The sequence below is a fragment of the Bradyrhizobium sp. U531 genome, assembly GCF_051710265.1.
In the GTDB taxonomy this organism is placed as follows: Bacteria; Pseudomonadota; Alphaproteobacteria; order Rhizobiales; family Xanthobacteraceae; genus Bradyrhizobium.
In genome coordinates this window covers 88,595-115,102 of record NZ_JASVEN010000007.1, presented here as the reverse complement: position 1 = coordinate 115,102, position 26,508 = coordinate 88,595, and the positions used below count along the sequence as shown (strand labels likewise).

At 65.1% G+C, this 26,508-nt stretch carries 27 protein-coding genes; 4 read left to right on the top strand and 23 right to left on the bottom strand.

Translation table 11 applies throughout. The features are described from left to right. Positions 1-61: 61 nt before the first annotated feature. A complete protein-coding gene (locus QRQ56_RS27995) occupies positions 62-808 on the bottom strand; it encodes an HAD family hydrolase (protein WP_438744411.1) in 747 nt (248 codons plus the stop codon). Between the two features lie 145 nt (positions 809-953). On the opposite strand from QRQ56_RS27995, the gene QRQ56_RS27990 reads away from it, so the two are divergent. Then, positions 954-1,802 carry an SDR family oxidoreductase gene (locus QRQ56_RS27990; protein WP_438744410.1) on the top strand — a complete coding sequence of 283 codons (849 nt, stop codon included), beginning with the start codon at positions 954-956 and terminating at the stop codon, positions 1,800-1,802. 124 nt (positions 1,803-1,926) lie between these two features. Continuing rightward, complete coding sequence (locus QRQ56_RS27985; protein ID WP_438744409.1) at positions 1,927-3,195, top strand: serine hydrolase domain-containing protein; 1,269 nt, start codon at positions 1,927-1,929, stop codon at positions 3,193-3,195. A gap of 60 nt (positions 3,196-3,255) precedes the next feature. On the opposite strand, the gene QRQ56_RS27980 is transcribed toward QRQ56_RS27985, so the two are convergent. After that, entirely contained in the window at positions 3,256-4,143 is an 888-nt protein-coding gene (locus QRQ56_RS27980; RefSeq protein WP_438744408.1) for a dienelactone hydrolase family protein, read from the bottom strand. Positions 4,144-4,824: 681 nt separating this feature from the next. Here QRQ56_RS27980 and QRQ56_RS27975 point away from each other — a divergent pair. Further along, positions 4,825-5,403: a MarR family winged helix-turn-helix transcriptional regulator gene (locus tag QRQ56_RS27975; RefSeq protein WP_438744407.1), complete on the top strand. Its 579-nt coding sequence runs from the start codon at positions 4,825-4,827 to the stop codon at positions 5,401-5,403. Between the two features lie 15 nt (positions 5,404-5,418). Here QRQ56_RS27975 and QRQ56_RS27970 read toward each other — a convergent pair whose 3' ends face one another. Then, complete coding sequence (locus QRQ56_RS27970) at positions 5,419-6,369, bottom strand: hypothetical protein (RefSeq protein WP_438744406.1); 951 nt, start codon at positions 6,367-6,369, stop codon at positions 5,419-5,421. Positions 6,370-7,187: 818 nt separating this feature from the next. On the opposite strand from QRQ56_RS27970, the gene QRQ56_RS27965 reads away from it, so the two are divergent. Continuing rightward, positions 7,188-7,958 (top strand): response regulator transcription factor, encoded by a 771-nt coding sequence (locus QRQ56_RS27965; RefSeq protein ID WP_438744405.1) that lies wholly within the window; start codon positions 7,188-7,190, stop codon positions 7,956-7,958. Between the two features lie 347 nt (positions 7,959-8,305). On the opposite strand, the gene QRQ56_RS27960 is transcribed toward QRQ56_RS27965, so the two are convergent. The 20 genes from QRQ56_RS27960 to QRQ56_RS27865 form a co-directional block, all read right to left on the bottom strand. After that, entirely contained in the window at positions 8,306-8,764 is a 459-nt protein-coding gene (locus QRQ56_RS27960; protein WP_438744404.1) for a hypothetical protein, read from the bottom strand. Further along, entirely contained in the window at positions 8,761-9,273 is a 513-nt protein-coding gene (locus QRQ56_RS27955; protein ID WP_438744403.1) for a flagellar biosynthesis protein FlgN, read from the bottom strand. Before QRQ56_RS27955 ends, QRQ56_RS27960 begins: the two co-directional genes overlap by 4 nt. Before the next feature lie 43 nt (positions 9,274-9,316). After that, positions 9,317-9,811 carry a rod-binding protein gene (locus QRQ56_RS27950; protein WP_438744402.1) on the bottom strand — a complete coding sequence of 165 codons (495 nt, stop codon included), beginning with the start codon at positions 9,809-9,811 and terminating at the stop codon, positions 9,317-9,319. Beyond that, positions 9,808-10,227, bottom strand: coding sequence for a hypothetical protein (locus QRQ56_RS27945; RefSeq protein WP_438744401.1), 420 nt, complete (start codon positions 10,225-10,227; stop codon positions 9,808-9,810). The genes QRQ56_RS27950 and QRQ56_RS27945 overlap by 4 nt, the downstream gene beginning before the upstream one ends. Before the next feature lie 5 nt (positions 10,228-10,232). Next, a complete protein-coding gene (gene fliR, locus QRQ56_RS27940; RefSeq protein ID WP_438744400.1) occupies positions 10,233-10,985 on the bottom strand; it encodes a flagellar biosynthesis protein FliR in 753 nt (250 codons plus the stop codon). Then, entirely contained in the window at positions 10,982-13,063 is a 2,082-nt protein-coding gene (gene flhA / locus QRQ56_RS27935; protein WP_438744399.1) for a flagellar biosynthesis protein FlhA, read from the bottom strand. Before flhA ends, fliR begins: the two co-directional genes overlap by 4 nt. A gap of 77 nt (positions 13,064-13,140) precedes the next feature. Next, entirely contained in the window at positions 13,141-13,407 is a 267-nt protein-coding gene (gene fliQ, locus QRQ56_RS27930) for a flagellar biosynthesis protein FliQ (RefSeq protein WP_438744398.1), read from the bottom strand. Beyond that, entirely contained in the window at positions 13,404-13,826 is a 423-nt protein-coding gene (gene flgD, locus QRQ56_RS27925; protein ID WP_438744397.1) for a flagellar hook assembly protein FlgD, read from the bottom strand. Before flgD ends, fliQ begins: the two co-directional genes overlap by 4 nt. 14 nt (positions 13,827-13,840) lie before the next feature. Then, positions 13,841-14,251 carry a flagellar biosynthesis repressor FlbT gene (flbT, locus tag QRQ56_RS27920; RefSeq protein ID WP_438744396.1) on the bottom strand — a complete coding sequence of 137 codons (411 nt, stop codon included), beginning with the start codon at positions 14,249-14,251 and terminating at the stop codon, positions 13,841-13,843. Further along, positions 14,251-14,595, bottom strand: coding sequence for a flagellar biosynthesis regulator FlaF (gene flaF / locus QRQ56_RS27915; RefSeq protein WP_063201526.1), 345 nt, complete (start codon positions 14,593-14,595; stop codon positions 14,251-14,253). The genes flbT and flaF overlap by 1 nt, the downstream gene beginning before the upstream one ends. 53 nt (positions 14,596-14,648) lie before the next feature. Continuing rightward, positions 14,649-15,707, bottom strand: a complete 1,059-nt coding sequence (locus tag QRQ56_RS27910) for a flagellar hook-associated family protein (protein ID WP_438744395.1) — start codon at positions 15,705-15,707, stop codon at positions 14,649-14,651. A gap of 3 nt (positions 15,708-15,710) precedes the next feature. Beyond that, positions 15,711-17,189 (bottom strand): flagellar hook-associated protein FlgK, encoded by a 1,479-nt coding sequence (gene flgK, locus QRQ56_RS27905; protein ID WP_438744394.1) that lies wholly within the window; start codon positions 17,187-17,189, stop codon positions 15,711-15,713. Positions 17,190-17,223: 34 nt separating this feature from the next. Next, entirely contained in the window at positions 17,224-18,465 is a 1,242-nt protein-coding gene (locus QRQ56_RS27900; RefSeq protein ID WP_438744393.1) for a flagellar hook protein FlgE, read from the bottom strand. Between the two features lie 119 nt (positions 18,466-18,584). After that, positions 18,585-19,166, bottom strand: coding sequence for a transglycosylase SLT domain-containing protein (locus tag QRQ56_RS27895; protein WP_438744392.1), 582 nt, complete (start codon positions 19,164-19,166; stop codon positions 18,585-18,587). Continuing rightward, positions 19,117-20,454, bottom strand: a complete 1,338-nt coding sequence (locus QRQ56_RS27890; protein ID WP_438744391.1) for a flagellar hook-length control protein FliK — start codon at positions 20,452-20,454, stop codon at positions 19,117-19,119. Before QRQ56_RS27890 ends, QRQ56_RS27895 begins: the two co-directional genes overlap by 50 nt. Beyond that, on the bottom strand, positions 20,451-21,623 hold the full coding sequence (locus QRQ56_RS27885) for a chemotaxis protein (RefSeq protein ID WP_438744390.1): 1,173 nt from the start codon (positions 21,621-21,623) through the stop codon (positions 20,451-20,453). The genes QRQ56_RS27890 and QRQ56_RS27885 overlap by 4 nt, the downstream gene beginning before the upstream one ends. Continuing rightward, positions 21,620-22,957 carry a MotB family protein gene (locus QRQ56_RS27880; protein ID WP_438744389.1) on the bottom strand — a complete coding sequence of 446 codons (1,338 nt, stop codon included), beginning with the start codon at positions 22,955-22,957 and terminating at the stop codon, positions 21,620-21,622. The genes QRQ56_RS27885 and QRQ56_RS27880 overlap by 4 nt, the downstream gene beginning before the upstream one ends. 6 nt (positions 22,958-22,963) lie before the next feature. After that, positions 22,964-23,656 carry a hypothetical protein gene (locus tag QRQ56_RS27875; protein WP_438744388.1) on the bottom strand — a complete coding sequence of 231 codons (693 nt, stop codon included), beginning with the start codon at positions 23,654-23,656 and terminating at the stop codon, positions 22,964-22,966. Continuing rightward, positions 23,653-25,281, bottom strand: a complete 1,629-nt coding sequence (gene fliF, locus QRQ56_RS27870; RefSeq protein ID WP_438744387.1) for a flagellar basal-body MS-ring/collar protein FliF — start codon at positions 25,279-25,281, stop codon at positions 23,653-23,655. The genes QRQ56_RS27875 and fliF overlap by 4 nt, the downstream gene beginning before the upstream one ends. A gap of 303 nt (positions 25,282-25,584) precedes the next feature. Next, positions 25,585-26,496, bottom strand: a complete 912-nt coding sequence (locus QRQ56_RS27865) for a flagellin (protein WP_438744386.1) — start codon at positions 26,494-26,496, stop codon at positions 25,585-25,587. Positions 26,497-26,508: the final 12 nt, after the last annotated feature.

Sequence of the window (26,508 nt, the reverse complement as noted above, 5' to 3'; positions counted from 1 at the left end):
CGCCGGATGGCGCGGACGTCCGCTCCGGGGGCAAGGACCCACGCTCGGGATGAGTACAGGCCTAATGCAAGTCGGGCTGTCTTTCAGGTCTTTGCCCGGCCCCAAGTTCCGATAGATCGTCCAGCACGCACCGCGCCGCGGAAAAATCCTCGTCCCGGAAAAACATGCTCCGGGTGATCAGGACCGGAATGCCGGCGCGTGAGGCCGAGATCAGGCCGTTGGCGGAATCCTCGATGGCGACGCAGCCGGCCGCGCCCAGCTTCAGCCGCGCGAGCGTTTCCAGATAGACGTCCGGCGCCGGCTTCTTGTGCCTGACATCGTCACCGGCGACGATCGCATCGAACGCCGCCGCCCAGCACGGCCCCAGCGCCTGCGCCAGCAGCGCATCGATATTGCCATGCGAGGTCGTGGTCGCGATCGCAAGCCGCTGTCCCCTCGCCTTCGCCGCGGCGAGCAACTCGGCCACGCCCGGCCGCAAGGGGCAGCAGCCGGTTTCGATCAATTCGGCATAATGCGCGGTCTTGATGCGGTGGAGCTCGGCGATCTCAGTATCAGACAAGGGCGGGGCGACCTCCAGCCGGGCGTGATAGGCGCGCATACGCTCCTTGCCGCCGGTCACTCGCAGCAGGTCCTTGTAGACCGCGCGGTCCCATTGCCAGCCGAGACCGCAGCTCGCGAAGGCATGGTTGAAAGCCTGCCGATGCAGCTCCTCGGTCTCGGCGAGGGTGCCGTCGACGTCGAAGATCAGCGCGGCGGCGCGCCGGATCAGCCCGTCCGCCGGCGCCAAGGCGAGCGCTTCTGCCTGCATGTTCGGTGCCTCCCTGTGACAGGCGACCATCGCCCGGGGCGGCAGGCGGGACAAATCGCAATATCTTTTGCTGGACCCAAAAATCTCTTATGAGCGAAGGGCGCGCGGCGGCGTGCCTGGGAACTTCGACCTGCACGGGAGACGCATGCGGCTTTTCATCCTCGGCCTCGGCTACAGCGTCCGGCACTTCGTCCGCCGGTTCGGCGGCGGCTTCTCTCATATCGCCGGCACCGTGCGCGATCCCGCAAAGCGCGACGACCTCGCCGGCATCGCGGTGCACGGCTTTGCCGGCAGCAATCCGTCGCCTCAGACAATCGAGCAGCTTCGCAGCGCCGATGTGCTGCTGGTGTCGATCCCGCCCGGCCCCAGCGGCGATCCCGCCATCGCCGCCTTCGGCGACGTGCTGGCGACCGGCCGCCGCAGAATCGTCTATCTCTCTACCATCGGCGTCTATGGCGACCACGACGGCGGCTGGGTCGACGAAGACACCCCGCCGCAATCCACGCTCGAGCGCGCCCGCCTGCGGGTTTCCGCCGAGCAAGCCTGGATGGACGCAGCGCAAGGCGATGCCGCGATCCTCAGGCTCGCCGGCATCTACGGTCCCGGCCGCAACGCGTTGACGACGCTGCGCGCGGGGACGGCCCGGCGCATCATCAAGCCCGGCCAGGTCTTCAACCGCATCCACACCGACGACATCGCGAGCGCGATCATGGCCGCCGTGAACCATCGTGGCGGCGGCATCTGGAACGTCTGCGACGACGAGCCGACGCCGCCGCAGGACGTGATCGCCTATGCGGCGAAGCTGATGGGCGTTCCGCCGCCGCCCGAAGAGGATTTCGCGACCGCCGAGATGTCGGCGATGGCGCGCAGCTTCTATGCCAACAGCGCCCGCGTCTCCAATGCGAAGCTGAAGCGCGAGCTTGGCGTCACGCTAGCCCACCCGACCTATCGGCACGGCCTCGATGCGCTGTGGCGTACGGACGAAGGACGATAGGTTCCGCCACGTCCCAACCGCCTCCCAGACATGCCCGGTGCGCGCTTGACTTCATTGCAGCCGGGTCGTGATCTAGGCGTCGAGCGAGCCAGCGCCTAACGAGCTCGCGTCCTGGGAGGATGCCATGAACAAGACGATCGCTGTGATCGCGGCGGCGACTGCCGTCATCGCGCTCGGTGCAGCACGCGCCGCGCCGCTGCCCGAAGCAAGCCCCGACGATGTCGGCTTCTCCAAACAGGGCCTCACCCGTCTCGACGATTTCTTTGCGCGGGAGATCGCCGCCAAGCGCGTGCCCGGCGCGGTCGTCGCCATCGCGCGTGACGGCAAGCTCGTGCACTACAAGGCCTATGGCATGCTCGACCCGGACAAGGGCACGCCCATGCCGGTCGACGCGATCTTCGCGCTGGCCTCGATGACCAAGCCGATGGCGGCGGTGGCGGGCCTGACGCTGATGGAGCAGGGCCGGCTGCCGCTGCAGGCCAAGCTGTCCAATTACTATCCCGGCTTTGCCGACATGAAGGTCGGCGTGACCGAGGCCAATGGCTCGCTCAACCTTGTGCCCCAGGCCTCGCCGATCTTCATCCACGATCTCTACCGGCATACGTCGGGATTGATGTATGGCGGCCGCCCGGACTCGTCGAGCCCGGTGGCGCGGCAATACCCCGACGGCGTCGCGCCGGCGATCGAAGGCGACACCCAGGCCTTCATCGACCGCATCACGAAGCTACCGCTGGCGCATCAGCCCTCGACCGAATTCGAATACGGCTTTTCGATAGACGTGCTCGGCGCGGTGGTCGAGAAGGTGAGCGAGCAGAAGCTCGGCGAATATCTCGCCGCCAATGTCTGGCAGCCGCTCGGCATGAAGGACGCCACCTTCCACCCGACCGATGCGCAGCGCCCTCGCCTCGCCCGTCCCTTCGCCAACGATCCGCTGACCGGCAAGCCGCAGTCGATCAAGCTGCTGGATAGCCCGACCAAGTTCGATTGCGGCGGCGCCTGCTCGTTCGCGACGATGGGCGACTACGTCCGCTTCGGCCAGATGCTGCTGAACGGCGGCGAGCTCGACGGCCAGCGCATCCTCTCGCCCAAGACCGTGCACCACATGACGACCAACCATCTCGGTCCCGAGATCAAGAACAACGTGGCCAATGTCGAGCCGCATCGCGCCGGCTTCGGTTTCGGCCTTGCGGTTGCGGTCCGCACCAGCGAGGGCCTGTCGTCGGTCCCCGGCAATCCCGGCGAGTTCACCTGGAACGGCGCTTACGGCACGCAGTTCTTCTGCGATCCCCGGGAGCGTCTCGTCGTCGTGGTGGGAACGGCCGCGCCCGGCGAGCTCAGGAAATATTTCCGCGAGCAGGTCCAGGACATCGTCTATGGCGCGATGACGAAGTGAGAGCGCTGCACCCATGCGAAAAGGGCGGCCAATCGGCCGCCCTTTTGTTTTGACCCGGCCTCAGCCCAGGACGCCGTATTTCCTGAACCAGGCCTCGGCCTGCTTCCAGGCATCCTCCGCCGCGTCCTTCCGATAGCTGCCGCGGTAATCGGCGTGGAAGCCGTGCGGCGCTTCCGGGTAGATCTTGAACTCGGCGGTCTTCTTGTTCTCCGCCAGCGCGGCTTTCATCTGCTCGACCTGGGCAACGGGAATGCCGGTATCGGCACCGCCATAGAGGCCGAGCACCGGCGCCTTCATCTCGGGCGCGAGCTGCATCGGGCTCTTCGGCCAGAGCGGATTGGCGGGATCGACGACCGTGCCGTAGAAGGCGACGCCGGCCTTGAGCGCGCCGCTATGGGCGGCATATTCCCAGACCGTGCGCCCGCCCCGGCAGAAGCCGATGATGCCGAGCTTGGCCGCGTCGCCGCCCTGCGACCCCGCCCAGGCCACCACCGCGTCGAGGTCCGACAGCAGCTCGGCGTCGGGCTTGGCATTGACGATCGGCAGGAGGTCCTTGATGTCCGTAATCTTAGTGAGATCGGTGCCCTTGCGGAAATAATAGTCGGGCGCGATCGCGAATGCGCCGAGCTTGGCGAGGCGCCGCGTCACGTCCTTGATGTATTCGTGCAGGCCAAAGATCTCCATCGCCACGATGATGACAGGCGCCTTGGTGTTGCCGGCCGGGCGGGCGAAATAGGCGGGCATCTCCTCGGATCCGACCTTGATCTTGGCCTCGCCGACCTGGAGCCCGCCAGTGTCGGTCGTGATCGGCTCGGCGCGCACGGGCCCGGCCGCAAGCGTATAGCCGGCCGCCACGGCCGCCGTGGCGCTCATGAATCCGCGGCGCGAGACCGGGGCGACTTTCGTCAGCCCGACGACGTCGGACGTCACGGTGGTTTCGAAGCTCATCAATCTATCCCTTCCTGCTGCACATGGTGTTTTCCCCCTGGGGCGCCGCATTCGCCAATACTTGCCGGCGAAACGCAAATCACCAGCCTGCGAGCACCTAAATCTTCACGCCGCACCCTTCCTCCGTTTCACCGGCGCCGTCTCCGGCATCTGGCTCATTGCGACGTCCAACCCAGCGTGGCGCAGCTTGCTCGATTCCGATCGACGGTTTGACATCCCTTATGCCGATGGGCGGACTTAACCGTCTAGCTGCGTTGCATCGCAACATCCATTAACCCAGAAGAATGGTTCTCCTCGCGGCTGATCACGCCGTCATCCGCGGCAGGCAATACGCGCGTTCGCGGATTCGACCCGCTGACCCGCAACAAATGGGCACTGCGGTGCCTGCAACGACACATCATGTTGCTGACGCCTCGCATCTCGCCGTCGTTCGCACGTGCGCCGTCGTCATTTGATTGAAATTTTCGGATGAGTTGAGCGCTGCGGTTTACTCGAACTTTCTTTGTGACGCCCTAGTTCCACGTCCGGAAGTTCCTTCTCCGGCGAGGAAGAGCTTCTTCCTCAGGCGACCGTCCGTCGTCCGGCAACGGACGAGACCGCCGCAGGACCTCATTCTCGTCAGTCCTGATTGCGCTACCCAAGGCTCAATTGAATAAAACTTTATCCGCCCCCGGACCTGAAATGAATTTGGCACGTGAATCGATTGAACTGCTGGAGCAGGTTGCGCGCATCCTGTGGTTCGAAGGCACCAAGCACGGCTTGCGCGACCGCGAGTGGATGGCGCTGCGCTTCCTCTCCCGCGCCAACCGCTTTTCCCGGACACCGTCGGCGCTCGCGAGTTACGTCGGCACCACGCGCGGCACCGCCTCGTTCATCATCGGGGAGCTCGAGCGGCTCGGCTATATCGAGCGCAAGCGCTCGTCGACGGACAAGCGCTCGGTGATGCTGAGCGTGACGCAGCAAGGCAAGAAATTCCTGGTGCGCGACCCCGTCAACGTTCTCGTCGAGGCGATTGCCGGGCTCGAAGACGACGTCAAGATTCGCTTCCGCGACACGTTCCGCCACGTGCTGGATCAGTCGGACGCAGCCGAGCAGCGCCACCACACCGACGTCTGCAAGCGCTGCATCTTCCTCCGGGAAGAGCGCCCCAGCACCGACAGCAAGGCGCCGGCCGAGTTCAGCTGCCGCCTATTCAGGTCGCCGATCGCGGAAGCCGAGGTCGATCTGCTATGCACCAGCTTCGAACATCATCGCCAATAGAAAACAGGCTTGGCTTCAGGGCGCAGCTTTTCGCGACGAATAGACGACGCCCCCGCTCGTCTCCACCACCAGACGTCCGTTCTCGCTCCGGATCTCCTCGATGCGGCCGAGACCGGGCACCTGCTGTCCGAGCACGGCCTCGATGACGCCGTTAGGGCCCTGCAGGATCGCAATGCCTTCATAGGCCTGGCGGACCGACCAGCCCTTGATCACCTTCCGCGGCACGGACGAGCGCTCGGACGGCGCCACCGAGCCCGTGAACTCGGGCGCCGCGACCGACGCCATCATTGCCCCCTGCGGCGACGACGGCTGCGATTGCACCGTTGCCGGCGCGGGCGCCTGGACCTGCACCTGGGCGAGCTTGTCGAGCTTTGCCGTCGAGGACGAGCTCACCCGCTCGATGCGGTCCAAATTCTCCGCAAACCGGCCGAAGCGGTCGTTGGTCGCCTTGCTCGACTGATCGACCGCGGTGCGCAGGCCATCGAGATTTTCCGACACGCCCGAAACCTGCTTGCGCAGCTGCGCAACGGTCTCGCGCAGGATCCTGATTTCCGTATTGGCCGCGACGTTGGTCTGCGCGGGTTGCGTGGTGAGATAGGCGATCACGCCGGTGCAGGCACAGACCACGAGAACGGCGGCGCCTGCCAATGTTGCGAGCGGCGCAACCCAGGTCGGACGGGGCGGCGGCGGCTTGGCGACGATCACGGCCGGCTTCATCACGGTCTGCGGAGGCTTGGGTATCGCCATCTTGTCGAGACGCGCCTTGGCGCGAATGCGTTTCAGCCCTTCGAGCGCTTCCTTCGCGAGAACTTCGTCACTCGTTGCGGGCGAAGCACGTTTTACATTTGCTGCAGGCTTGTTTGCGCGCGCCGTATTCTCATTGATATCGCGCGGCTCGGAAGCCGGCTTCGCCGTCGCGGAAACATCAGCGGTCGCGTTGGGACGAGCTTGTCCATCGGACAACATGTGAAAATGCTCCGTTCGGTTCGGTCTGTCGAACGGTGACGTTATTTGTCGAAGCTTGCCTGAAACGTGCGCATCGAAAGATCTTCATCGCGCGCGATGTGACATCGCGAAGACAAATCTCGCCACGCACGTGGCGAGAGTGCGACTCGAAAGACACACCCTCGCCAAGATTTCGCCAAGCTGGAGTCGCGATGCCGCCCATGAGTCGAATTGTCGCATGTGGAAAAGCCAGCACACGCATCAATCCCGGGTTGAAAAAACACCGGTTTGCATGAACCGCAGCACTACCTGAAATAGCTGTAATTATACGGAGATACGGAACACTACGACCGTCACGGTGCGAAACTAGTTCGGATTCCAAATCAACTGATGCGATTGAATATATCAAGAAACAACCCGAAACGAATCAACAGCATCAAACACACATAGCAATCGCTTTTTTCCGCACGCTTGATCGGAAATCGGCAAGCGTTACGGTCCTAACAAGTGATTCTCGCCAGTTGGCGAGGAGATCGGCAAAAGTTTCAGTGGCGTACGGACGCGATGAGCAACTTGGCGCAACTGTTCTAGGTCGTTTCTCAATTCGCTCCGCGAGGTGATCCGTAAGACACCCGCCGAGCCTCACACAGTAAGCGTTCAGTATCGAGTCGAAGTAACAGGCCTGCACACGCAGGCACTGAATGCGTAGGGCTGCCCGCGAATATCGAAACCATAACAACGGTTCGCGGGAAGGAATGTCGTCAAACAGCACGTTGCCGAGCCGGGCATCACAAACAACCAACCGGCCGCAACAAGTGTGAAACAGGGGCGAAAGACTGATGTATATAATCGTTGATGATCGCGAGAGCGTCGCGAACAGCTACGTGGGAGGCCTCGTTCGCGAAGGCGTATCCTCGATCGGATTCTCCTCCGGGGAATTCTGGGAATGGCTGCAATCCGCCAGTGAATCGGATCTGGCGGCGGTCGACGCCTTCCTGCTCGGGGATTGCGACGCCCGCGGAAGCCTGCCGCGGGCCATGCGCAAGCGCTCCTCGGCTCCCATCATCGCCATGAGCGGCCAGAAGATGCTCAAGAACACCCTCGAGCTGTTCGAGTCTGGTGTCGACGACGTCGTGCACGTGCCGATTCACCTTCGCGAAATCCTCGCCCGGACGGCCGCGATCGCGCGCCGCCGGGTGGGCGAGCTGCCAAGGCCCTGCGAAAACAGGATCCAGGTCTTCTTCAACGGCCGGGATCCCGAGATCGCGGGCCACGCCCTCACCCTGCCCCGCCGCGAACTGCGCATCCTCGAATACATGGTCAGCAACCACGGCAAGTGGATCACCAAGACGCAGATCTTCAACGCGGTCTACGGCATCTTCGAATCCACGTTCGACGAGAGCGTGATCGAGAGCCACGTCAGCAAGCTGCGCAAGAAGCTGCGCGACCGGCTCGGCTTCGACGCGATCGTGGCCCGGCGCTATGTCGGCTACCGCCTCGACATTCCCGCCGGCGACAACCTCGACGAGCCGATGCAGGAGCTCGACGAGGTCGGCATCCTCCTGAACCGGACGCATTCCGCCCCGGCCGCGTACTCCGCCGGAAACTGACCCGGCAGGCGCCTGCCATCAAACCGGCAACGGCCTCCGCGAATCAGCTTCGCGGAGGCCGTTGCACGTTTGGGGGAAGGAGACGATGAGATGATCTTTGCCGAGCGACGATGACGTGCGTTTTCTCGATAACGCCGAGGATGGCATCTGGCACGTCGGCGGCACCTCTGAGTGCACGCCTCGTCCTTCGAGACGGCGCTGACGCGCCTCCTCAGGATGAGGCTATTCGGCGCCGATATGCCCTGAAATTGGTGCCACGCACTCCGTGCTCATCCTGAGGGCCCGCCAACGGCGGGCGTCTCGAAGGATGGCCGCAGAAACGGCCCCTAACGTCGAGCCGTCGCGGCTTACGGCTTCGATTGGAATTCTTCCTTGGAGACGTAGTTGAAGTCCTCGACCAGGACGTCCTGGACGATGTCGGCCTGCATGCGCTCGTTGACGCGTTGCTTGATGGCCGTGGTCAGGATGGAGAGGTCGTAGCGGGCGAGCTTGCGGAAATCGAGGCGATCATCCGCATAGATCCGGCGGAAGGCCTCGTCGACGACGAACGGCTCCGGAGGAACGTTGAGCTGGTGCATGGTCCGCGCCTCCACGGTGTAGACGAAGCGCGCGACGATATAGCCCTGCACCGATCCGTTCTCGACCATGGGCACGCTCAGCGCCCGCGTCTTCTGGTATTGCAGCCCGTCGAGATATTCGTCCTTCGCCGGCAGGAGGCTGCCGTTCTCCTTCCAATAGGCCACCCCATAGCTGGTGCCCGCGGTGAGGATGCAGACCCAGAGCCCGGCCAAGACCAGCCTGATCATCTTCCGTCCTGCGCTGCGCGACCGGTATAGGTGCCGTCCGACTCGGCTTCCTTGATCGCCTTGACGATGATGCCGGCGACCTCGCGCACCGCGTCATAGTGCATTTCGAGGACGGAGCGGTTGCGCTCGAGCTTCTCGCGCAGCCGCTGAATCTGCTCGGTGACCTCGATCTCGCCGCCGAGATGCATCCGCGCCCGCATCAGGCGGACAAATTCGAGCATGCTGCGGCTCTTGCGCGCGCTGAACTCGTCGAAGTCGATCTTCTGCCCCGTGGTGAGCGCGACGGTCTCCTCCTCGACGATGCCTTCGAGCCGGCGGATCGCCGTCAGGAGGCCACGCACCTCGTCCGAACTGGTCGCCTCCGCGCCGTCGGGCACAGCCTCGCTGCTGATGACCGGCAGCAGCACGGGCAGCAGCGCATCGTCGGCCGCCGCCTCCGTCGTGATCATCTCGATATCCGCGACCGGCTGTTCGATCACCATGGCCGCCGCGCTGTCTTGTGCCTGCATAGGAAATTCACCCCTCAACGTCTGTCACCCATTCCTCGTATCGTCATCCGGCCTTGCCTGCCGGGCCAGGCGGCGGCGGATGCGCGGCGGCGAGCCGCTCGGCAATGCCGATGCCCTTGCCCTTCGCCAGCTGGTTGCCAAGCTGCTCGGCCAGCATCGACTTCCAGACGCCGCCCGCGGTGCCCTTGCCGAACACCTCCTCGGACTCCTTCGGCAGCATCGTCTCGACGAAGGTCTGGAGGATGAACGCCTCGAACTTGCGGTACACCTCACCGGAGGCCGGCGCCTTGATCACCCGCACCGGCGCGCCGTTCACCGCATCCGATTGCACTGCATTCGACGGCATATCGGCCGTACTGGTCGCGGATCGCTCGGCGGCGGCCGCCGCGGCCTTGCCGACCTCGGCGTCCATCGTCGCGGCGAAGTTCGCATCAGAGGATTTCAACGCGTCGAGCTTCGCGGTCGCCGCGCGCTGCGTCACGGGATCGCCGGCCTCGAGCACGTCGAGAACGAGGTCGGGTGTCGCTGTCACGATCATGTCTTGTTCCGGTTGGCTGGCCGTGGCGTCCACGCGCCCACGGCAGGGCTTAGTCCCGTCATTTCCTCGAGGGAGCGCTTCTCGGCGTCGCGGAGCTTGTCAGCCAACGCCGCCTTCGCGACCTCCTGGAGCTGCTTCACGCGGCGGTTCTCTGCCCGAACCCGATCGAGCTGCTGGGCGGCCTGCGCCTCGACCGCGCGCGCACCGACGCTCGCCCTGTTGAGGCGTCGCGCGATCGAATCGCTCGATGAGCCCGCCGGCGGCTTGCCGTCGTTGAGCGCGCCGACCAGCCATTCCTGCTCGTCCTGCAGGCTTCTCTCCTGCTGCCGCAGCTGGGCAAGCTGCCATTCGGACAGCCGGAGCTGCAGCTTCACCAGCGAAACCATCCGGCCGAGCTTGTCCGCGCGCGAGGTCATGCCGGTCACCCCGCCAGCCAGGACGAGACACCGAGCATGAATTGCGTCAGCAGCTCGTCGCTCGTGAGGTAGAGCAGCAGGAAGCCGCCGAACAGCACGAAGGGCACGGAGATGAAGTAGACCGGAATCGCCGGCGTCAGCTTGTTGATCAGCCCGACCGCCAGGTTGACGATCACGGAATAGACGATGAAGGGGCTTGTGATGCGCAGCGTCAGCACGAAGGCTTCCGACAGGCGGCCGACGAGCTGGTCGAGCGCCATGCTGCCGCCGATCCTGCTCCCGGGCTGCCAGACGTCGTAGGAGTTCATCAAACCGCGCAAGACTTGCCAATGCTGGTCGGTGATGAAGAACAGCGTGGTGACGCCCGCCATGATCAGCGGTACCAAAGCCGGCGCCGGGTCGGTGTCGGCGACCGGCGTGCCCGGGATGTTGCTGAGGCCGATCGCGCTCGCCATCACGGTTGCCATGGTCTGGAGCGCGAGAAAGAACACGCGCCCGCCGAGCCCGATGACGCTGCCGACCAGGAGCTCCGAGCAGATCAGGAGCGCCAGCGTCAACGGGGCCGCGTTTTCCGTCAGCGGCTTCAGAATGGCGATCAGGATCGGGGCCAGCGCAAAGGTCGTGACCAGTGCCACGAACAGGCGGACCTGGGCGGGCACGTTGACGCTGGAATAACCTGGCACCAGCATCAGGCAGGCGCCGATGCGGCAGAACACGATGAACGTCACCAGCACGCTGTCGGTGAGGCCGTTGATCACGAGATGGCTCCGAGCGCCCTGATCTCCGCGCTGCGCGCCACCTCGACATGCGACAGGATCGGCAATGTCGGGAACACCCGCTCCAGGATCATCCGGACATAGGGGCGCGCTTCCGGCGTCACCGCCAGCACCACGCTGGTGCCGTTCTCGGTGAACTTGCGGATCGCCGCGGAGGCCTCGGTCGCGAACTGCTCGATCAGGCGCGGATCGGCGTCGAACTCGACGACGTCGCCCTTGGCGTCGCGCTTCAGGCTCTGGTGGAACGCGAGGTCCCAGCGGTTGCCGAGGCGGACCACGTTGAGCACGCCGTTGTCGGAGAGGTCGCCGCAGATCTGCTGGGCAAGGCGCGTGCGCACATGCTCGGCGACCTGCTCGGAACGCCGCACATGGGGCGCGATCTCGGCGATCGCCTCGAGGATGAGGTGAAGGTTGCGAATGGAGACCCGCTCGGCCAGCAGGATCTTCAGGATCGCCAGCAGGCCAGAATAGGAGATCTGCGAGGGACAGAGATCCTCGACGAGACGCTTGTATTCGGGATCGAGCCGGTCGAGCAACGCGCGCATGTCCTTGTAGGACAGCAGCTGGGCGAGGTTCGCCCTGATCACCTCGCTGAGATGCGTGAGCAGCACCGAGAGATTGTCGACGGGCTTGCACCCCTGCCGCTTGACCTCGTCGGTGAAGGCTTCCGTCACCCACAGCGCCTTCATGCCGAACGCGGGCTCGATCACCTCTTCGCCCGGCACGTCGGGCTTGCCGTCCTTGTCGACCAGCACGAGCACCTCGCCGAGCCTGAGCTCGCCATGGGCGACGCGGGTGTCGTGGATCCGGATCTGGTAGCCCTTGGGATCGATCGACAGATTGTCCGAGAGCTTGATCTCGGGAATGACGAAGCCGTACTGCTTGGCGAATTTCTTGCGTATCTTGGCGACACGGTGGGCAAGCTCAGTGCGCGATCCCAGCAGATGGACCGAGAGGTGGCCACCCAGTGCCAGCTCGATCTCGGCGGTCTTGAGCTGCTCCTTGACCGATTCCTTGGCCTCGGTCTGGGCGCGCTCGTCGGCCTTGCGCGCATCCTCCTTCTGCTTCAGGGCGGCCTGCTGCTTCGGCAGCGAGTATCCCACGAAGGCCATGACGCCGCCGAGCAGCATGAAGGGCGCGAGCGGCAGCCCCGGCATCAAGGCGAGCACGAACATCATCAGCGCCGCGGCCGACACCGCGCGCGGATAGCCGCCGAGCTGGCGCAGCACCGCCTGCTCGGCCGAACCCCTCGTGCCGCCCTTGGAGACCAGCAGGCCCGCCGACAGCGATACGATCAGCGCCGGCATCTGCGACACCAGACCGTCGCCGACGGAGAGCTTGGTATAGACGTCGGCGGCACGCGACAGCGTCAGCCCGTGGTGGGTGACACCGATGATGATGCCGCCGAAAATGTTGATGGCTGTGATGAGCAGGCCGGCAATGGCGTCGCCCCGGACGAATTTCGAGGCACCGTCCATGGCGCCGAAGAAGGCGCTTTCCTCTTCGAGCTCGCGGCGGCGGCGCTGCGCTTCCTTGTCGTCGATCAGGCCGGCGGACAGATCGGCGTCGATCGCCATCTGCTTGCCGGGGATGGCATCCAGGGTGAAGCGCGCGCCGACTTCGGCGATACGTGTCGCGCCCTTGGTGATCACGACGAAATTCACCGTGACCAGGATGGCGAAGATGATCAGACCGATCACGAAGTCGCCGCCCATCACGAACTTGGAGAAGCCGGCGACGACATGGCCGGCGGCCTGCTCGCCCTCGCCGCCGCGCGACAGGATCAGTCGGGTGGTCGCGACGTTCAGCGCCAGGCGCAGGATGGTCGCGATCAGCAGCACGGTCGGGAAGGCAGAGAAGTCGAGCGGTCGCTGGATCCACAGTGCGACCATCAGGATCAGCGCCGACAGCGCGATCGAGAATGCGAGGCCAAGATCGATCAGGATCGGCGGGATCGGCAGGAACAGGATCGTGAGCATGGCCACGATGCCGCCCGCGAAAAAGGCGTCGGCCCCCAATCGTCGTGGGGTCGGCAGGCTAGCAGCTAACGTATCGGCCATGGGTCACCGGCAGAGGGTCCGCCCCCAATCTGCCGTGCAAAGCTTACGCGAGGGTGGTGGCCGAGCGCCGCTGCGGATCAGAAGCCGTGCTCGATGTGCGAATAGACCATCTCGGTGAAGGTCGAGAGATGCGCGCCGATGAAGGAGCCGGAGACGGCAACGACCAGCAGGATGACGATGATCTTCGGAACGAAGGTCAGCGTCACCTCCTGGATCTGGGTCAGGGCCTGGATCAGTGCGATCGCGGTGCCGACCAGCATCGCGGCGCCGACCGCGGGCCCGGAGGCGACGATGATGGTCCAGATCGCGGCCTGGACGATATCGAGGGCGTCGCGCTCGTTCATGACTGGCTGATCGTGAGGCCGGGCCCGACCGCGACCTTGGTGCCGTCCTGGAGGGTCGCAATGGAGCCGTCGCTGTTGATGGCGACCGACACGACCTTGCCGCTGAAGCTGGCGCCGGTGGAGTCGGTGAAGCTGACGGTCTTGCCGATCAGGCTGTTGGCCTGCGACAGGGATTGCGACGACAGCAGCGCGTCCAGCTTCGAATTGGTCTGCATCGCCTGCTCGACCGTCGAGAGCTGGGCGAACTGGCTCATATATTGCGAGGTGTCCATCGGATTGGTCGGATCCTGGTTCTTCATCTCGGCGATCAGGAGCTGAAGAAACGTATTGTAGTCGACGCCGGAGCTCGCCGTCGTCGTGTTGGATCCGGTGGCATTCGACGAGTTGCTCGTACTGTCGGTCGCGCTGGTGACGTTCATGGTTCTCTCCGCTGTCAGGCAGCTTCGACGGGGGAAATGGCGATTGCGCCGGCCAGGATGGCCTGCTCCACCGGGAACAGGGCCCGGATCCGCTTGAGCGCCTCGAAGTAACGGGTCGTCTCGACCAGCTCGTTGACTGCCCCGAGCCCGTCCAGCATCTCGCGGCTTTCGCACACGGCGCACAGGGCCGCGGAATGCTGCGCGTACAGCGCCGCGGCGTCGCGGATGTCGGTCGGGTTCATCAGCATGAGCTGGACGATGAAATAGAGCTGCCGCAGCGCCGTCGTGGCGTCGGACGCCTGCATGACCTGCCCTTCGAGCAGGAACATCACGTCGTTGACGAGCTCGACGGAGACCTTGCGGTCCACGCGCAGCACCGCGCCGTTGATGTAGATTCGTTCGCCCGCCCGCAAGGAAACTTTCATTAAAGCGCGTCTCGGATCAGGCGGTTGATTTCGATGAGCTGCATCACGTCGTTCGACCGCTCCTCGCGGAGGCGATCGGCTTCCTTGACGACCCACAGGCCGATCGAGATGATGTCGGCGCGCAGCTTTTCCGGCAGGCCGTTCTCGGGGTGCGAGAGATCCTCGATGAAGATCGTCCACAGCCGCCGCACATAGAGCAGGCTCTCGACCAGGTCCTCCAGGCTGAAGCGCCCACGCTGGAGCCGCTCGAGCCGGTCGATGCCGAGGCTGAGGGCCTGCCGCTCGCGCCCCCGCGCCTCGTAACCACTCTCGTCGACGACCGCTTCATAGGCTTCAAACGTCATCAGAACCACTCTGCGCTGGAGACCGAATTACAGGACAAGGTGCGAACCAGACCCTAGAGATAGTTGATGAGGCTGATCTGCTGGAGCTGCGAGGTCAGCGCGAGCGCCGTCTTGATCTGGGTCTGCAGGGTGTTGACCCGGACCGAGGCCTCGGTCGGGTCGACCGCTTCCAGCTTGACGATCTGGTTGTTGAGGATGTCCTTCTGGATCTTCAGCTTCTCGGTTGCGCCAGTGACCCGCTGCTGGATCGAGCCGACGGTGCCGCCGAGCACCGCGAGATCGTTGATCGCGCCGCTGACGAGACTGATGGCCTTGTCGACCACAACCTGGAACGTCGGCTTGCTCAGGCTGGTGTTGCCGAGATCGGTGAGCATCGTGTAGGCCTCGGCCAGCTTGCGGAAGCCGGGCTGGTTGGCGCTGACCGAGCTGTCGACGACCTCGGTCGTGGAGATGCGGCTCGACAGCGTCTGGTCCGTGGCCGACGACCAGTTGGTGTTCCAAGCCGGGCTTGCGAACTCGGGATCGAGGGTGTTGTCGAGGAAGTTCTGCATCTGCGCCGGCGTGATCGTGCTCACGCTGGCCGAGGACTGCGGGAAGCCGAAGCCCGTGGGCGGGATCGCCGCGAAATCCGCGTCGAGGGCATTCTTGCTGGTCGAACCGGCTACATAGTTTGCGACCGGCACGGTCTGCGTATTGATGCCGCCGAACAGATACGCCCCGTTATAGGAGACGTTGAGCGCGCCGATGAGGTCCTGAAGGTTGGCGGACGCGCTCGGCAGGATGATCTTCGCGCCGCTGTCGGCGTCGCGGGCCGCGATCAGGTTCTTGAGGAATTCCGAGGCCGTGGTTCCGAGCTGCGTGATCCGATTCTGGGTCACGTCGAGGCGCCCCGACACCAGCTCGTTGGTGTCGACCAGCTGGTCGGCGAAGTTGAAATCGGCGCGCAGCGCCAGGTCGCGGCCCGTCCCCGTGCCGAGCTCGAGGCCGACATCGGCGAAACGGCCGGTGGTCGCTTCCTTCGAGGCCTTGGTCAGCGCGCTCTGGTTGTTCGTGATCGACGACCTCAGCGATGACGACAGCATCAGGGTCGAGATGTAATTGGCGCTCATCATGACTTAATTCCCCACGGCAGCCAGCAGGCTCTGCAACATCTGATCGACGGTCGAAATGATCTTGGACGAGGCCGAATAGGTGCGTTCGACCTGGAGCATCAACGCCATCTCGTCGTCCATGTTGACGCCGGCGACGTTGGACAGCGCCGCGGTGCTGCGGTCGAGCAGCGTGTTCTGGTACTGGACGCTGTCGTCGGCGGCCTTGCGATGGCTTTCGATCCAGCTCGCCGAGGACGAGGCGAACTCGATCACGCTGCCGCTCGGCTTGCCTTGCGCCGTGACGTCGAACGGCTGCGGCGCGCTCATGTTGTTGATGAGCTGCTGGAGCCGCGTCGAGAAGCCGGCATTGCCGGTCGTGTTGTAATTATACGCGGGAACGCCGCTGATCGCGCCGTCGCGCAGCAGGTTCGGGTTTCCGCCCGCTGCCGGATCGACCGACGCCGCGACCGAGATCGTGCCGGCGAGACCGACCGAGATGGTCGCGCTCGCGGGCATCGCGGGCGAGCCGGGATAGGTGAAGAGGCCTGGCCTGTCGGCCAGCGTCGGGACGGGCGATTGATCGCTTTCCTTGAAGGCATCGATCAGGCCGCGCGCGACTTCGTCGAGCTGGCTCTGATACGTCACCGTGTCCTGGTCGCGCAGCTGGGCTAGGCCGGCGAGCTTGCCGGATTTGAGCGGCATGACCGAATTGGCGCCGGTCACCGGGACGCCGTCGATGAAGACGGCATTGCCCGTGGTGCCGGCCGTGTAGGCGTTGGTCGGCGCGAAACTGACGGTCCGCGCCGTCTTGTCGAACAGCACGACGCCGCTGTCGGTATAGAGCGCCGCATCCCCGTTGGGACGCAGCGACATGGTGACGCCGAGCTCCTGCGACAGCTTCGAGACGATGCTGTCGCGCTGGTCGAGATAGTCGGTGACGTCGTCGCCGGTGGTCGTGCCCTTCACGATCGCGGTGTTGACGGTCTGGAACTGGGTGAGGAGCTGATTGATGTTAGTAACCGACGTCGTCATGTCGACGTCGGCCTGTTCGCGGACCGACTGCACGGTCTTGGTGGCCTGGTTGAGCGCCGTCACCATGTCCTTGGCGGAGGTCACGGCGGCCTGGGCCAGCGTCGCATTGTCGGTGGAGTTGGCGTATTGCTGCAGCGCTTGCTTCAGCTTGTTGAGCTGGGCGGTGGGCGATTGCTCGAGCTCGGGATCGTCCACCGTCGATGCCGCGATCTTCTGCAGGCCGTCATAGATCACGCTCTGCTTGGCCGACGACGAGGTCGCGACCAGGACGTTGTTGTAGAGGCCGGAAGAGGCCGCACGCTGGATCGCGGCGACGTAGACGCCGGCGCCGGGGAAATTGTCCAGCATGGTGAGCTTGCGCGAATAGCCGGGGGCACTGGCCCCGGCGATGTTGCGCGAGATCGTCGCCGACTGGATGCCCGACGCCATGAGCGAGGAGCGGGCGGAGTTGAGAGCGGCGGTAATGGACATGACGTATTCCGGCCCGAAACGAGCGCTGAAGAGTTCAGCGCTTCAGGTTGACGACGACGTCCAGCAGGTCGGCGCCGGTCTGGAACGATTTCGAGTTCGCGGTGAAGCCGCGCTGGGCTTCGATCATCGAGGTTAGCTCGTCCGCGAGGTCGACGTTGGAATCCTCCAGCGCACCTGACTTGACGGTGCCGAGACCGCCCTGGCCGGCGAGGCCGACCTGCACGTTTCCGGACTCCAGATTGGGCGAATAGACGTTGCCGACCTCCGGCGTCAGGTGATCCGGGCTCGGCACGGTCGCGAGTGCGATCTGGAAGCTCGGCAGCGTGGTGCCGTTCTTGAGCACGGCGGTGACGATGCCCTTGTCGTCGATGTTCACCTTCTCGACCGCGGACGGAGCGTTGCCATCGACCGTTGCCTTGAAATCGAAGGCGGCCGCGACCTGGGTCATGGCCGACATGTCGATATTGAAGGCTGCGGAGCCGCCGGGGATCGCGACCGAAAGCGAGGTCGGGCTCGCGGCGGCGAGCTTGCCCTTGCCGGTCGCGGTGACGTCGAAACTGAACGCAGTCGTGGCAGAGGGACCGCCCGTCAGCGACGTCGCGCCGTTGTAGACTTCGATGTCCCAGGTGTTCGCGCCGGTCTTCGCCGCGTAGACGTCGAGCGTCACCGCGTTGCCGATATTGTCGTAGGTTACCATCGACGTCTTCGAGGTGTAGTTGGACGGACCAGCCGCAGCGGCTGGTGCAGCAACAACCGCCGCACTCGGATCGAGGTTGGCGGCCACGGTCGCCTTGGTCGACGGCGCAGCCTGCAGCGCCATCTGGTTGACGTTGATGACCTGCAGACCGCCGAAGCCGTTGGCGGCAACGGTCGGCACCGCGCCGTTCGCGATGTTGTAGCCCATCAGCTGGAAGCCAGCGGTGTTGACGAGGTTACCGGTGTTGTCCGGCACGAAGGCGCCGGCGCGGGTCAGGAAGTTGTTTCCGTTTGCGTCCTGCACCACGAAGAAGCCGTTGCCCTGGACCGCAAGATCCGTCGTCGACGTCGTGAAGTGATAGTTGCCGGCGTCGGAGATGGCGTAGCGGACCGTGGTCTCGACCGCGCCGGAATCGTAATTGCCGGAGCCGCTCTTCAGGATCAGCGAGGAGAATTCGGTGGAAGCCCGCTTGTAACCGGTCGTGTTGACGTTGGCGATGTTGTCCGAGACCGTCGACAGCTTGTTGGATTGCGCGTTCATCCCGGAAACACCGGTGCGCATAACACCATACAGGCTCATGAAAGGGGCTCCTTTGGTAGGTTGCAGTTACAATGGGGGGTCTTGCTTGCGCGGGGCTGATGATTTGGGACGATGCACAACTTATCGTCGTGGCATCGTTCGTTGCTTAGGTCGTCACGTCATGTCGTCTTCGGTTGGCAGAAGGATCGCGCCTTGTCTGTCCAGGCGCCGAAGCCGCTCGAGACGAGATGCGCGACGATGTGGCAGACATAGCGCTTCTGCGCCGGCTGATTGTTGGGACCCGCATTGTAGCGCGCGACCGCCATGGTCCAGCTGCCTTCGCGCTGCTTCAGCTCTTTGAGGAAACGCGCGGCATAGTCGACGTTTTTGGCGGGATCGAACATCGCCCGCACCGAATTGAACTTGTCGCCGTGGAAATGGTGATTGATCTGCATGCAGCCGAGATCGATCAGCTTGATGCCCTTGCCGCGTATCGCCTCGAAATTCGCCATGGCGTCATCGAGATCCCTCGCGAACACAGTCTGGCCGTCGGCCCCGAGCGCGTAAGGATGCAGCGCGCCACGCCGGCCGGTCTCGGTGAGACCGACCGCGTAGAGAATGCCGAGCGGAATCCCGTGCTGCTGGGCCGCGCGCGCCATCTCGCGCTCGCACGGGCGCGCGTTGTCGGTCGCCGCTGCCGCCGCGCCCGCGTTACAGATAAACAGGGCCGCGACTAGCCTGCTGGCCCACGTCCTGATCATGACGCGTCTCCTGGTTGGACTGGCGCTCCTGCCGGGCCTGCCTGGCATTGCCGTCGGATTGTCCGGACGAGTTGCCGGCACCGCTGAACGTTCCCTGCGACTGCGACGACGGCTGCTGCTGGCCCGAGAACTGCGGCTGCGACTGGCCGGAGCCGCTCTGGAATCCGTCCAGCGAGCCGTGCTGGACGGGCGCGACGTCGGCGACATAGCCGGCCGATTGCATGAGATCGCGGATCGAGTCGCGCTGCTGGTCCAGCATCTGGCTGGTATCCTTGCGCTCGGCCGCGAGATGGATGGACACTTCGGTGCCGACGAGACGAAGGCGTACGGTGACGTTGCCGAGTGCCGGCGGCTCGAGATTGAGGGTCAGGATCTTCAGCGGCTGATCCGGCGCATTGGTCTGGGAAGCCGTGAGATCGGGCGCTGCGGGTGCCGCGGGGCTTGCGGACTCCTTCAGCTCGGCGACGACCGCGTTGGCGACCTGTTGCGGGGCGCTGAACTGCGCCGGAGGCATATGGGTCTCCTGCTGAACCACCGTAACCTTGGTCGTTTCGGGCAGCGCATCGCGCCCCGCGGCCTTGACCGCGCGCTCGACATTGGCCGTGACCGCCTCGAAGCCCGATGTCGCGGGCATCGCGGACGGCTCGCTGTCCTGAGCAGATAACGGTTGCGGCGCTTGCTCCGACTGCGAAGCCGCGGTGCGCGAATGCGCCGGGGCCGGAGCATCATTGGACGGAGAGGCGTTGGCCGTCGCCTTCGCCGTACCCTGAATCTCACGCTTCCCCGACGACCGCTCCTCGCGCGCGGGCGCATCCTTGTCGGCGGACTGCAATTGCAGCTGCGGCTTCACAGCAGGCGCGGCCGCGATCTCCTGCCCGATCACCACGGCTGTGTTCGATGAAGCCTGAACACCCGCCTTGGCGGCATGATCGGCCGGGCGCTGCTTCTCCGACGCCTTGTCGGTCTTCTTGTCGGACGGCTCGTCGCTGGACTTTGAATGCTCCGACGTCGCGATGCGCTCGTGCGCCACCGCGTTTTTCGGCTTGTCGGTTTCGGTCGTGTGAGCCAGACGCGGGCGCAGCGGTGCGGCCTTCGCGGTCGTATCGCCGCCGTCCTCGTTCAGAGCCTGCTTGGCGAGGTTCGAGACGGTATGGAGCAGATCGTTGAACGAGGAGCTCGCCTGCGACTTGCCCCCGGCACCCTTGGCTGCGCGCGCGGTGCCGCGCATGTTCAGGCTCTCGGCGAGACCCGAGAAGAGCTGTCCGGTGGTTCCCGTGAGCTTGGTCATGGACGGCGGTCCCTGGTGAGAAGTTCGAGTTCGCCGAGCTGCTTCTGCGCGCGCGCGAGCGCCACGGTCGATGACGCCAGATCGAGACGCGCCGGCGTTGCCGGAGGCTTGGCGGCTGCGGAAGCGCCCGGGAGCGGCTTGCGGACATCGAGCGCGAGCTGCACCGTGGCGCTGAAGAGGGGAACGTCGCGCTCGGGCAGCTTCGACCGATCGACAGCCTTCAGCTCGGCGAGACCGCCGTCATATTCGTCGGTGAGCGCCCGCGCGGCGCCGCGGAGGAAATGCGCCCGCTCGCGCTCGCTGGAAGCGTCGGCGCTGAGCGTCAGTGCCCGCTCGCCGGCAAGCCGCGTCACGGCCAGCTGTCCACGCACCATCGCCGCGCGCGCGATCACCAGATAGAGCTTGAGGCGGCTCGCGCGATCGATCTGCTCCAGCAGCGCCGTGATCCGCGCAAAGCGGCGCTGGTCGAGCGCCAGGCTCGACTGCGTCAAGCCGGTGGAGAAGCGCTGCCAGAAATCGCCGGCATAGATCGAATTGCGGTAGTGGCGGAGATAGGCCAGCGTCAGGAACTCGAATTTGTCGAAATCCTCCGCCTGCCCCACCAGCAGTATCTCGCGACGCAGCGCCGCCTCCTCCACCAGCGTGCCGGGCAGCAGCAGGCGCGCATCGTCCAGGCGCTCGATCGCGAACGATGCCTCGGCGCGCGCGAACAGCGCGCCCTGCACCAGCGCGACCTGTCCGCCCAGGCCCGAGGGCAGCGTCCGCGGCTTGACGTCCTTGAGCTGCTCCCGCGCTTCCTCCTGGCGGCCCTCGACATAGGCGAGCGCGCCGTTGAACAGGCGCTCGTCCACGGCCATCCTGTCGCGCGGCAGCTTGCGGACGATTTGCGGCGCGCCGCCGCTGAGCAGGTAGATGACCACGGCCTGGCTGTTCTGCGGATTGCTCCACACGGCCGGATCGGCGGCGAGAAACTTCTCGCCGATCTGCCTGATCAGCGCGATGTGGCTGCCATGCGCGGCGGTGTCGCCGTTGGCGATGCCGTCCTGCACCGCCTGCAACGCGCGGACGAGCTCATAGGGCTCGCCCGACGGGCGCGCGGGTTGAGCAAGCCCGCTTCCCGCCGTGAACGGCAGCAGCAACAGAGCGGCGCAGAGCAGCGGCCTGATCAAGGGCGCTTCTCGCGGATCAGGATCTCGATGCGGCGGTTCTGCGCCGCTGCCGGATCGTTCTGAAGCTTCGGCCGCCGGTCGGCGTAACCTTCGACATGCTCGATCCGCTGCGCGTCGACGCCGGAGCGAACCAGCATGTAATAGGCCATCTGGGCGCGCGCGGTGGAGAGCCGCCAATTGTCGTAAGTCTCCGAACGATACGGCCGGTTGTCGGTGTGGCCGCGGACGATGATCATGCCCTGGCGCTTGGTCAGCAGCGGCCCGATCTTGTCGATCACGCGAATCAGTTCAGGCCGCGGCTCGGCCGAGCCGACCGCGAACATGCCGAAGCTCGCATCGTCCGTCAGGCTGATCAGGAGCCCCTCCTCGACCTGACGCACCTCGGCCGCCGGGCCTGCGCCCGCCTTGATGTCCGACAGCGCCTCGGCGATCGCGGACTGAAGCTGCTTGATGGTCGGCTGCTGGGCCTGCGCGGCATCGCGCGGTTCGTTCTCCTTGGCCGCATCGCCCTGACGCGCTTGCGCGGCGGCGTTGGCTTGAACGGTCGCCTGACTGTTCGCTTGGCCGGCTGCCTGGGCGCTGCCGTCGCGCGGCGATGGCGCCGGCGCGGGGGACGGCGGCAACAACGGCGACGGGTTCGCGGACGACGAATCCACACTCATGGCCACGCTTCCGCCGGCATCGTCCGCCTTGGTCCGACGCGCCTGCGGCTCGCCCGGATTTGTGGCGGACGCGGCGTCGCGCGCGGAGCCGTTCGGCTTGGGCTCGCTCTCGATCATGCGATCGGCGTCCTTGGACGCCTGCGGCGCCAGCTTCCAATAGCCGGGGTCAAACGGATCGCGGTAGGCATCGCCGCCCTTGAGGCCGTCCTCTTCGGCCGATGTCAGCGCGCCGGCGCGGCGCTGGCCCGAAGCCTGGTTGGCGCTGCTCGCGATCTCGGCGAGCGTGGCATAGGGATCGCGGAACAGCACCTTCTCTTCATAGAAAGGCGGCTTCTCGGCTGTCGGGGAATCGCCGCGGCGCTCTTCGCTCGGACCGGCCGGCTGTCGCCTGCCGTCCTGTCCTTCGAACGACGTCGGCTCCTTCTTGGAGAGATCCTTGAGGCCCTTCGGAGCCGGCGCGTTCTCCGCGAGCTTGATCGGGTTGAAATAGCTCGCGACGACCTGCTTCTGGTCCTGGTTCAGCGCGTTGAGCAACCACATCACCAGGAAGAAAGCCATCATCGCGGTCATGAAGTCCGCATAGGCGATCTTCCATACGCCGCCGTGATGCGCCTCCTCGGCGAAGGCGCTGCGGCGACGGACGATGACGAGCTCGTGCTTGACCTCTTCCATGGCGGATTACCGGCGGGCTTCCTTCAGGCGTTCGCTCCAGGCCGAGATCTGCGTCTCGATCACCGTCTGATCGGCGACGACGCGAACTTCGGGCATCTCGGCGGTTTCGTATTCGATGCCGATGCGCCGGGACGCCTGGAGCTGGGTCTTCACGAGCTCGAGCAATTCGCTCGGGCCGGTCACCTTGAACGCAGGCGCCGACGAGCTGCCGGTCAGCGCCGCGATCTGCTCGACCAGCGATCCGATCGCCTTGTCGCGAACGGCATCGGCGAGGAACGGCAACAGGATGCGCGCGACGGAGCTTGCGATATTGGTCTCGATCTCCCGGCACGCCGCCTCGAAGCCGCTGACGATCGCGACCGCCTGCTGATCGGACCATTTGGCGCGCTCCTCGCCGAGCCGGATAGCGCTGCGAACGCGCTCCTCGGCGAGCTTGGTGTCGCCTTCCGCGACACCGGCCGCAAGGCCGCGCCGGTAGGCATCGTCCAGCAGATTGACCGGCGGCGCTTCCGCCTTCGGCGCCGGAGGCGGCGACTGGGGCTGCTGCTGCGGCGGAGCCTGCAGCTGCGGCTGCGGCTCGCGCACGATCTCCTTCGGCCGCGTCAGCACGTCTTGCATCCTGGGCGGCGGAGGCGGTGGCGACTTGGCCCGGCCGTTCGCGTCGAACTGCGTCAGGAGCTTTCCAATTGCCGCGTTCATGCCGCCTCCTCGCGTCGCATCCAGTCTTTAAGAATCGCTGCCGCCTGCGCCTGATCGAGCCGGACGATTTGCTCCAGCCGCTTCTGCGGCGTGCGCTGCATCTTGCCTTCGAGGTCCTCGACGAGATTGAGCTCGGGGTCCTGACTGTCGGCCAGCGCCAGCGCCGCGGCGGCTTCGATCTCGGCGGCCTCGGCGGCTTCCACCTGCTCCTGCTGGGCGCGATGGGTCAGAATGCCGTTGACCGCCGGCCGCAAGCCGAACCAGACCAGCATCGAAGCAACGGCCAGGATCGTCACGGCGTTGATGACGCTACCGAGCTGCTTGTTGATCATCTCGACGAAGCTGATCGGCGGCACGGGCGCCAGTTCGCGCGAGCCCTCGATGAAGTCGACCGCCGTCACCTGGATCTGGTCACCGCGCGCCTTGTCCAGCCCGCCGGCCGTCGCCGCGAGCTGGCTGATCTCGGCGAGCTTGCTGTCGACGATGGCCTGATTGGTCTTGTCGCCGAGATCGGCGACAAGCCGTCCGCGGTTGACCAGTACGGCGATGAAGAGCTTCTTCACGGAATAGCCGTCGCTCACCGTCGTCGTGGTCTTGGACGAGACCTCGAAATTGGTGACGTCCTCGCGGCGGGTCTTGTCCTCGCTGGAGTTCTTTCCGCCGCCGGCGTTCACCTGCTGATCGGGAAGATTCTGCTGCACCGTCGTCGGCGTCGAGCGATCGGCGTTCTGCGACGATTCCTTTTCCCGCACGTTGCGCACCGAACGCTCGGCGCGGCTCTCGGGATCGTAGACGGTCTCGTTGATCTGCTTCTTGTCGGTGGAGAGCTGCGGAGCGACGCTGACCTCAAAATTGTCGAGGCCGAGATACGGCGTCAGCGCCTTGCGGATGTTCTCCTGAACCATGCCGCCGACCGTCTTCTGCAGGCTCGCCATCTTGGTCGGGGCGGCGCTCGCCTCGTCCTCTTCGGCGAGCAGCATCGAGCCGTCGGCATCCAGCACCGTCACCTTGTCGCGGCTCATGCCGGGAATGGCGGCGGCGACGAGATGACGGATCGACTGCGCCGTGCGCGCCTCGATGGCGCCGTCGGTGCGCAGCACGACCGAGGCCGACGGCGGCTGCTGCGTCGCGCGGAACGAGCCGCGTACCGGCATCACGATATGCACCCGCGCCGCCTTGACGCCCTTCATCAATTGCACCGTGCGCGCGATCTCGCCTTCCAGCGCGCGCAGCTTGGTGACTTCCTGCATGAACGAGGTCAGGCCGAGCGAGCCGATCTTGTCGAACAGCTCGTAGCCGGAATTGGCGCTGGTCGGCAGCCCCTTCTCGGCAAGCAGCATCCGCGCCTGCATGGTCTGGCTCGGACGCACCGAGAGCGCGTCGCCCGCCGTATTCACGTCGAAGGTGATGTTCTGCTCGCGCAGCGCAGCGCCCATCCGCGTCACGTCCTCGCGGGTGAGGCCGGTGTAGAGCGTCTCGAACTCGGGACGGCTCAGATAATACGCGCCGCCGACGACGGTGACGAGAACGGCAAAGCCGATCAGTCCCAAGGCCATCAGGCGTCGCGGCCCAAGCTCCAGCAGATTGTTGAGCAGTTGCTGTATCTGCGCACGACTGAACAGCATATGACCTCGTACCAATGCGAACGTAGAGGACACTCCGCTGCCAACCTTGTCTGAAGGTTGCGCGAGGACGCGATTGTGTCAGTTCGCAGGCACGGCGTTGCAAATTTACAAGAAGCTTGAGGCGCAATCAGCGTTTCGGCAACGCGCGGACGCCCCGGAGCGCATCATGGTGCGGTCGGTTGCGGCGTGCCGTTCAAATTTGGCGTTGGGGTCGATTGCGGGCACGTCATGTGCCGCCAGTTCCGCCGCTCACGGCGGGGACCGTGCTCCCGAAGGGAGCACGGTCGTTTTCGAAAGCGCCGCTTAGCCGCGGAACAGCGACAGGATGCTCTGGCTGTTCTGGTTGGCGATCGAGAGCGCCTGAACGCCGAGCTGCTGCTGGGTCTGCAGCGCCTGGAGCCGGGTCGATTCCGCGTTCATGTCGGCGTCGACGAGCTGGCCGATACCGCGATCCACCGAGTCCATCAGCGACTTCACGAATTCCGTGTTGTTCGAGATGCGGTTCTTGATGGCGCCGAGGTTGGCGGCCGACTGGCTGACCGTGTTGATCGCGGTGGTGACCTGCGCGATGTAGCCGTCGAGGATGGTCTGGTGGGCGGCCGAGTCGGTCAGCGAGCCGATGGCGATGGTGTCGATCGACGCAGTGCCGCTCACGGTGTCGAGGATGCCGCTCGTGGACGACGTGTACAGCGAGTAGTTGGACACCGTGACCGTGATGGTGTTGATCGTCGGCGTGCCACCGACGCGCGAGAACGACGACACCAGGTTGACGGTGGTCGGCGTGGACGCGTTGGTGCTCAGCCAGTTGACACCGTTGAAGGTCGCCGCGTTGGCGACGTTCTTCATGTCCTGCTGAATCTGGGTGATTTCCGACTGGATCTTGGTGCGGTCGATACCGGCGGTCTTGGCTTCGACCAGCAGCGCCTGGAGCTTGGTCAGGCCGGAGTTCTGGTCGCCGATGACCTTGTTCAGAGCGGTGTATTCGGTGTCGACGGTCGCAGCCGACAGACCGAGCGAGTCGGAGACGGCGGAGAGCGCGGCGTTGTCGGCGCGCATCGAGGTCGCGATCGACCAATAGGCCGAGTTGTCCGAAGCGGTCGAGACGCGCTGGCCGGTGGAGATGCGGTTTTCGGTGGTCTGCAGGCTGGCGCTGACATTCCGGAGGGTCTGGAGCGCAGTCATTGCAGCGGAGTTGGTAAGCAGGCTGGAAGCCATCTTTGATGTCCC